We start from the raw sequence: 8,364 nt of genomic DNA, 5'->3' as shown, positions 1-8,364 counted from the left end.
GGCCGCTCCTTCAGGATGACGATCCGGACGCACTCACGCGTCCACACGCCAGCGCGGACCCTGCGGCGTATCCTCCAGCACGATACCGCGCGCGACGATCTCGTCTCGGATGGCGTCGGCCTGGGCGAAGTCGCGCGCCTTGCGGGCCGCCTGCCGCGCCGCGATCCGCTCCTCCACCCACGCGGACAGGTCCTCGTCCACCGCGCTCTCCGCTTCGGAGAGGGCGATGAAGCCGAACACGGAATCGATGCGCTCGAACGCCCGCAGCGCCGCGTCGCGCTCGGCGTGGCTGATGGCAGTCGTCCCCAGCTCATGCAGGCGCGCGTTGACCCGGTTCACCAGCTCATGCAACGTCGCGAGCGCCACGCTGGTGTTCAGGTCCTGGTCCATGGCCGCCGTGAACGCCGCCTGCGCCTCGTCGGCGGCGGTGTGCAGCGACGGCGTGTCCATGGGATCGGGGTCGCGCGCCGCCGGGTGCTCGCGCAGGCGGTCGCGCGCGTCGCGGATGCGGCGCACCGCCTCGGCCGCGGAGGCCAGCCCCTCGAAGGTGAAGTTGAGCTTGCTGCGGTAGTGCGCCGTCAGGAACAGGTAGCGGATGGACGACGGGCGTATCCCCCGCTCCACCAGGTCGCCCAGGTTGAAGATGTTGCCCGTTGACTTGGCCATCTTCCCGCCGTCCAGCAGCAGGAACTCGCCATGGAGCCAGTAGCGCACGAACTCCTTGCCCGTGGCGCCCTCCGACTGGGCGATCTCGTCCTCGTGGTGCGGAAACACCAGGTCCACGCCCCCCGCGTGGATGTCGAACGTTTCGCCCAGCTCCGCGAATGACATGGCCGAGCACTCGATGTGCCACCCGGGCCGCCCCCTCCCCCACGGCGTGTCCCACACCGCGCCCACTTCCTCGTCCTCGGGCTTCACCGACTTCCACAGCACGAAGTCGCGGACGTCGTCCTTGTCGTACTCGTCGGCCGCCACCCGCTCGCCGCGGCGGCCGGCGGAAACGTCCACCTTCGACAGCTTGCCGTAGCCGGCGAACTCTGAGATGTCGAAGTACACCGAGCCCTCCGACTCGTACGCCAGCCCGCGCTCCTCCAGCCGGCGGATGATGTCGATCATCCCGTCGACGTAGTGCGTGGCGCGCGGGTGCACGTCGGCCCGGCGGATGCCCAGCTGCTCGAAGTCGCGGAACAGGGAGTCGATGAACGGCTGCGTGTAGTCGTTCAGCTTTACGCCCTTCTGCATGGCCCCGCGGATCGTCTTGTCGTCGACGTCCGTCAGGTTCATCACGAAACGCACGTCGTAGCCGCGGTACTCCAGGTACTTCCGCAGGATGTCGGAAAAGAAGAACGTGCGCAGGTTGCCGATGTGCGGCGCCGCGTACACGGTGGGGCCGCACACGTACATCCCCACCTTGCCTGCCTGCAGGGGGACGAACTCTTCTTCGCGGCGGGTGAGCGTATTGTAGAACGTCAGCGGCATGGCTCTGGTCTTTCGATGGATGACGGGCGATCGCGGGCGCACCGGTGCGCCCGCGGCAAGAAACGGTGTTCAGCGCACCGCCTGCCTACATCGCCTGCTACCCATCATCATTGCCATCCGTGGAGGAAGGATCGTCCGTGTCGCCCGGCGCCGAGACGCCCGCGGCCGCGAGAGCGGGGGGATTCTGCCCCTCGCCCCAGTACACCGTCTGGTGAGGGATGGGGATCTCGATCCCCTCCTGGTCGAACCGCAGCTTGATGCGCCGCCGGAGCTCGCGCGCCACGTCCCACTGCTTCAGCGGCAGCGTCTTGGCCATCACGCGGATGCTGAGGGCCGACTCGCCGAACGTCTCGATCCCCGGCACCACCACCGGCTCCACCATCAGCGGCTTCCACTGGGGATCTTCGTACAGCTCGCGGCCGATGTCGCGAAGCACGCCCATCACGCGGTCGGGGTCTTCGCGGTAGGCGATGCTCACGTCCAGCACCGCCCGCGACCAGGTGCGGGTGAGGTTGCTGACCTTCTTGATCTCGCCGTTGGGAACGATGTGGACGACGCCGTGCACGTCGCGCAGCGTCACCACGCGCAGGGTGATGGTTTCCACCGCGCCGCTGACGCCCTCGATGCGGATGACGTCGCCCACGCCGAACTGGTTCTCGAACAGCATGAACAGGCCGGTGATCACGTCCTTTACCAGCGACTGCGCGCCGAACGAGAACGCGAGGCCGATGACGCCGGCGCCGGCCAGCAGCGGGCCCACGTTCACGCCCAGCGCACCCAGCGTCATGACGATGGTGGCCAGGATGATCAGCACCACGCCCACGCTGCGCATCAGGCTCAGCAGGGTGCGGGCGCGCTGCTCCTGGGCCGAGATCACGCCCGGCGTCGGCGTGCCGATGGCCCGTTCGGCGCGGCGCAGCACCAGAACGAGCAGCGCGTACGCCAAGAAGCCCACCACCAGCGCGCCCAGCACCTGCAGCCCCGTCGCGGCCAGCGCGTCCCAGCTGAAGCGCTCGGCCCACCGCTCGCGGAGTTGGCTGAGCTCTACCAGGGCTACGGTATCTGCCTGGATCATCGGCGCGCGGCGCTGCGGTTCGGGCTGGGAACGAGGGTGCGTTGGAAGGGCGAACGTAGACGAGGCGCGGTTTGCGTGTCAACCCTCGCGCGCCGCCGCGCCCCGCCCTGCGCGGCCCCGCCCCTGCCCGCCCTGCGCGCCCAGCCCTGTCATCCTGAGGCCCAGGCGCGCCGGACCTGCCCACACACCACTCTTCGCGGGCCGAAGGATCCAGCGTGCGCCACTTCTCAGCCTGGGCGCGGCAGCGGTCACGGGTGCCGTGGCCTCGGCTGTTCCCTGGCGGGTGAGGGAGCGTTTCGACCGGGTCCGGCGCATGCGGCGGGCGCCCCCATCCCCAGCCCTTCCCCCGCAAACCCCGCGGGGGAAGGGAGTCAGTCCTGTGCGCCCCCACTCGTGTCGTGCTGCGGCGGAACTCGTTCACGACCTGTGCGGCGTTCCGACTGGCTCCGGCGCATGCCTCGGCCGCCCTCTCCCCCCGGCCCCCTCTCCCGCAAGCGGGAGAGGGGGAGAATTCGATTGCACTTCGGCAGGGCTCTCGCATTCGGACGGAGCGGCCTCGGCATGGGTGACCGCTGCCGCGCCCGGAGGGAGAGGCTTCCGCGGTTAGATCCTTCGCCCCGCGAGCCGTGGTGTGCGGGGAAGTGCGGTGCGCCTGGGGCTCAGGATGACAGCTTTCGTGCACCACTTCCTGCCGGAGCACGCCCCCAGGCTGATGTGTACACCCTCTCCCGCTTGCGGGAGAGGGTGGCACGCGTGTCAGCGCGGCCGGGTGAGGGCCCACGGCAGCTGAGGCCCACGCAAGGGGACCGCTACCGCGCCCAGACCGAAAGGCGCCGGCTTAGATCCTTCGCCCCGCGAACAGCGGTTTGCGGGCAAATGCGGCGCACCTGGGGCTCAGGATGACAACGGGTGCGCAGCGATAGTTTGCAGCGCACCCGGACGCGTGTCAGCGCGGCCGATGAGAAGCAGTCCGCGAAGGCGGACTTCGGGCCGTCGTTGCCGCGAATTCATTCGCCCCAGCGGAGTTGGGTCCGCGAGCGGCCCCTACCGCAGCACACGAAGTTCGCGCAGCCGCCACGCGCGTCCGTCCCACACGGCGCCGATGTAGACGACGGACGCCTCGGTGTCGGTGACGCCCTTGGGGCGCGCCACCCACGTCAGCTCGCCGAAGCCGCGGAGCGGAGTACCGCCGGAGATGGCCACCTGCGTGGTGCGGGTAGACACCGTTTCGCGAGCGCTGAACAGACGCCGCAGCGCAGCGGCGGCGTTGCGCTCCTGCACCTCGCCGGGGCCCTCTCCCGCCAGGTCCAGCACGATGCGCCCGCTCGCCGCCAAGTCCACGATGTCCTCCGCGTTTCCATCCGCCCACAGCCGTGCGACGGTGCCGACGAAGTTCTGCAGAGGCGCGGGCGCCTGCTGCGCCGTCGCCGCACGGGGCGCGAGGAGCGCCAGCAGCAGCGCGAACGCGATCGGTATCCAGCGAATGGTCTTCATCTATCCCGCAATCCCTTCCGATACGGCTTCGTTCAGCTCGCGGACCGCCCGGGCCAGCGCCCCGGCGGGGTCCGCCGCGGTCGTGACGGACCGGCCGAGCACCACGTAATCCGCGCCCAGCCGCGCCGCCTCGGCCGGGGTGGCGACGCGCGTCTGGTCGCCCACGTCGTCACCGGCCAGGCGGATGCCCGGCGTCAGCGTCAGGAATCCCGCTCCCGTTACGGCGCGGACGGTCGGCAGCTCGCGGACGGAGGCGACCACGCCATCCATCCCCGCCCCTTCCGCCAGCCGGGCCAGGCGCCCCACCTCAGCCGCGACCGAGAGCGAATCCCGCCCCCACGCCTCTGCCACTTCGGCATCGGAGAGCGACGTGAGCACGGTGACAGCCAACAGCTTGGGACCGCTCTCGCCAGCGGCGGACCGCGCGGCGCGCATCATCGTCGCGCCGCCGGAGGCGTGAAGCGTCAGCAGGTCAACACCCAGGAGCGCGGCAGACTCCACGGCGTGCGCCACCGTGTTCGGGATGTCGTGCAGCTTCAGGTCCAGGAATACCCGGCATCCGCGGTCCGTCATCGCGCGAACGACGTCCGGCCCCTCCGCCGTGAACAGCTGAAGCCCCACCTTCACGAAGTCCGCCGCGGGACCCAACTGGTCCAGCAGGGCCTCGGCCTCGCGGCGCGACGGCACGTCGAGGGCAATGATGGGGGTCGGCTGACTCACGGCGGAAAGCGTTTGGTGGGTAAGCGGTTCCGTACGTACACGCCGGCCCGCCGGGGGGTCCACGGCGGGCCGGCGCGGATCGGTCAGGCAGGCGCGAGCGCCGGGTCAGGTGCGGCCCGATCCAGCGACGCGGCCAAGACCTCGGCCAGCTTCGCCGCGTGCACGCGAAGCTCCGGCACGGCGGTGGCCTCCCAGTCTCGCGCCTTGAGGAACGGTCCGACGTAGAACAGGACCTCGGAGTCGCGCCCCTCCGCGTCGCGCACCGCGTATCCATCGCCCACCTCGATGCCCAGTCCCAGCGGGTCGCGGGCCAGCAGCCCTCGCGCGCTCATGGCCTGCAGCAGCGGCTCTTCCAGCGTGCGCGGATCGCTCGCGGGACCCGTGCAGTTGATCACCGCGCCCACGGTCAGCGTCGTCGGCTCCGCGGCGCCGCGCGGGCGGAAGGTGACGTCGACGCCGTCTTCCCGTTCGGCATAGGACAGCACGCGACCCGCCTGGGGCTGCACCTGCCCCTCCGCCACCAGCCCGGCGAGGCGAGCGGACAGCTGGGGAGCGGCGCGGTGGCGGTGCACGTCCCAGTACACCGCCACGTGCCGCAGGAAACGGCGGCGCTCCGCCACCGGCAGGCGCTTCCACAGGGCCACGGTCAGCGGCCGCAGCGCGGCGATCACCTCCCGCCAGTCCAGCGCCTGCGCCGCCACGGTGCGCACGTGCCTGCGTACTGACCGCAGGTAGGCGCGGGCAGTCGCGGGGCCGTCCGCCAGGTCGGGCGGCAGGTGCTCCCGGGTGGGATGCGCGGTGTGCTCGCGGTGCGCCAGCGGCATCAGCCCGCGCCGGGAAATGGCGGTGACCGGGCCGCGGTGGCCGCGCGCGCGCAGGTCCAGCAGCACGTCGATCATGGTGAGCCCCGTGCCCAGCAGCAGCACCGGGCTGTCCGGCGCCACGGCGTCCAGGGCACCGGGCCGCCACGGATCGCGCACGTAGCGCGGGCTGCGGGCATAGAACGATGAGTCGGCCACGCGCGGATGTGCCGGCGCGAAGTTGCCGAGCGCCAGCACCACCCGATCGGCCACGATCGTCTCGCCGCCCGCCAGCCGAACCCGCGCGCCGGTCCCATCCGGCTGCACGTCGAGCACGTGGTCAACCCGGTGCTCCAGCGTGCTTCCCGGGGCCGCGCCCGCCTCGGCTTCCTCGAGCACGGACTCCAGGTACTCGCCATACAGGCGCCGCGGCACGAAGGTGCCGCCGGTGACCGAGGGATCGCGCTCGCGCGCAAAGCGAAGGAAGTGCTCGTCGTCCCCCGCGTACGCGCTCATGCGCCCAGCCGGCACGTTCAGCACGTGCGCCTCCGTGCGCGTTCCATACGCCACGCCGCGCGCCATCCATCCCGAGCGGTTGACCAGGATCACCCGCACACCAGGGGCGGCGCGCAACAAGTTCGCGGCGACCAGCGTTCCGCTGAAGCCGCCGCCAATCACTACGATCGTACCACTCATCGACTCTGACCGAAAGAAGTTCAAGCACGGCCGCCTGCCGACGGCCGAACGCATCAGCTGCCCTGGCGCCGCTCGGCTGCCTGGAAGAAGTCGCGGACACCAGCCGCCAGCTGCCGCGCAATCGTCTCCTGCTGCTGGGCATCCGCCAGCATCGACTCTTCCGCACGGTTGGAGATGAAGCCGATCTCCACCAGCACGGCCGGCATGAAGGCACCCACCAGCACGGCGAATCCCGCCTGCTTCACCCCGCGGCTGGGGCCGGGATGCACCTCGCGCAGGCGGTTCTGGATCATCTGCGCCCAGTCGCTGCTTTCGCGCAGGTACTGGTTCTGGCGCAGGTCGCTGAGGATGAAATCCAGCCCCGTACCCCGCGGCCGCTCCTCGTACTGCGCCGCGGCGTCCTCCATCTGCTGCACCCGCCGCGCGTCGGCCGTGCGCGCCTCGGACAGGAAGTACGTCTCGTATCCCGTCTCGGCGCGGCTCGTGTGGGCGTTGCAGTGGATGGAAAGGAAGAGCGCGGGCTGCCCCTCGTCACGCCACCCGTTGGCCATGCGGCCGCGGTCGCGCAGGGCGATCAGCGTGTCGCGGTCGCGCGTCATCCGCACCTCGAAGCGCGGATCGTCACGCAGCAGCTCGGCTACGCGCCGGGACACGGCGAGCGTCACCATCTTTTCGCGCGTGCCGTTCGGCCCCACCGCTCCGGGATCCACCCCGCCGTGCCCCGCGTCGATCACCACCAGCCTGCGCGTCTGCGCGGCCGGCGGCGAGGGAGCGGGAGCGGGGGGAACCGCAGTCGGCGTGGATGCGGCACTCGCGAGCGCCGCAGCGTCCACCCGGGCGATGCGCGTCTGCGGATCGACCGAGAGCAGTCCCCCGGATGCGCCCGCGAGGATGCGCAGGAACTCCGTGGGCACGTAAACCACGCCACCGCGGGAATAGACGGGGCTGCCCATCACCGAGGTGCGCCCGTCCGCCGTCACGCCGGGAGAATCCACGCGCAGCCCCACCTCGCGCCCGCCGAGGTGGACGACGATGTCGCCGCCCGCGTACGAGACGCGCGCGCCCAGCCCCAAGAGCGCCGACACGGGGATTGCGGGGTAGCCGGCGTCGGTCACTTCGGCGACCGAGGTCACATCGGCACCCGCCTCCAGCCGCCACGGGGCGGACTGCGCGGGAAGGAAGCCGGGGAGGGTGGCGAACGAAAGGATCAGGACGAGGAGCGCTCGCATGCGGGCTTCTCCGGGAAAGGTCATCAGCTGCCCTTGATCGCGCGCTGCATGTCGCGCTGGTCGTCGCGCTCCTTGAGCGTCTGGCGCTTGTCGTGGAGCTGCTTTCCGCGCACCAGCGCCAGGCTCACCTTGGCGATCCCGCGCGAAAAGTGGATGTCGAGCGGAACGAGCGTGAGCCCCTTCTGCTCCACCTGTCCGACGAGCTTGCGAAGCTCGTTGCGGTGCATCAGCAGCTTGCGGGGGCGCAGCGGGTCGTGGTTGAAGCGGTTTCCCTGCTCGTACGGCGAAATGTGGAGGTTGTAGAGCCACATTTCGCCCCCGTTCAGCCGGGCGAACGAGTCCTGCAGGTTGGCGCGCCCCTGCCGCAGCGCCTTTACCTCCGTCCCCTGCAGGGCGATGCCGGCTTCCCACGTGTCCAGGATGTGGTACTCGTGGCGCGCCTTGCGGTTCTTGACGACGGTCTTGGTGCCGGCTGCTTCTGGCATGAAGGGCAGTGCGTAAGTGCGTTAGTTCGCGAGTGCGGAAGCAACGGCCTGCTGCCTACCGATCCGCACTTCGGCGAGCGATTTGTCATCCTGAGAGAGCGGCCACGCCGAACCTCCCCGTGCATACGACTTCGCAGCGACCGAAGGATCCGCCACACAGTCGTCGTAGCGCACCGATCCATCCCCTGGCACACAGTCGCGTTTCCGCGGATGATGCGCCACCGCTGGAACTCCGTGCAGCTGCCACACCGGTGCGTCAAGTGCAGTGTGTGGCGGATCCTTCAGTCGCTGCCGTCCACGGTGCAGCGGACGGTTCCCCGCGGCCGCTCCTTCAGGATGACAGCGCCGGCCTCGCCATCGAGTTGTCATCCTGAGAGAGCGGCCAC

Annotated in this window: 7 protein-coding genes; all 7 read right to left on the bottom strand. The window is 70.5% G+C overall.

From position 1 onward, the window contains the following. Positions 1 to 33: 33 nt before the first annotated feature. Positions 34 to 1,479 carry a cysteine--tRNA ligase gene (gene cysS, locus VIB55_RS01565; protein WP_331874903.1) on the bottom strand — a complete coding sequence of 482 codons (1,446 nt, stop codon included), beginning with the start codon at positions 1,477 to 1,479 and terminating at the stop codon, positions 34 to 36. Positions 1,480 to 1,576: 97 nt separating this feature from the next. Beyond that, a complete protein-coding gene (locus VIB55_RS01560; RefSeq protein ID WP_331874902.1) occupies positions 1,577 to 2,554 on the bottom strand; it encodes a mechanosensitive ion channel family protein in 978 nt (325 codons plus the stop codon). 1,044 nt (positions 2,555 to 3,598) lie between these two features. Then, entirely contained in the window at positions 3,599 to 4,048 is a 450-nt protein-coding gene (locus VIB55_RS01555) for a hypothetical protein (protein ID WP_331874901.1), read from the bottom strand. Continuing rightward, entirely contained in the window at positions 4,049 to 4,768 is a 720-nt protein-coding gene (gene pyrF / locus VIB55_RS01550) for an orotidine-5'-phosphate decarboxylase (protein WP_331874900.1), read from the bottom strand. A gap of 83 nt (positions 4,769 to 4,851) precedes the next feature. Beyond that, the gene (locus VIB55_RS01545) at positions 4,852 to 6,264 is read right to left on the bottom strand and encodes an FAD/NAD(P)-binding protein (RefSeq protein WP_331874899.1); all 1,413 of its coding nucleotides are present in this window, start codon (positions 6,262 to 6,264) and stop codon (positions 4,852 to 4,854) included. Positions 6,265 to 6,317: 53 nt separating this feature from the next. Next, positions 6,318 to 7,493: an N-acetylmuramoyl-L-alanine amidase family protein gene (locus VIB55_RS01540; RefSeq protein WP_331874898.1), complete on the bottom strand. Its 1,176-nt coding sequence runs from the start codon at positions 7,491 to 7,493 to the stop codon at positions 6,318 to 6,320. A gap of 23 nt (positions 7,494 to 7,516) precedes the next feature. Next, positions 7,517 to 7,978 carry an SsrA-binding protein SmpB gene (gene smpB, locus VIB55_RS01535; protein WP_331874897.1) on the bottom strand — a complete coding sequence of 154 codons (462 nt, stop codon included), beginning with the start codon at positions 7,976 to 7,978 and terminating at the stop codon, positions 7,517 to 7,519. Between the last annotated feature and the right edge of the window lie 386 nt (positions 7,979 to 8,364).

Source organism: Longimicrobium sp., assembly GCF_036554565.1.
Taxonomy (GTDB): domain Bacteria; phylum Gemmatimonadota; class Gemmatimonadetes; order Longimicrobiales; family Longimicrobiaceae; genus Longimicrobium.
Note: the sequence above shows the minus strand (reverse complement) of the source record. Positions and strands in the feature narration are given on the sequence as shown.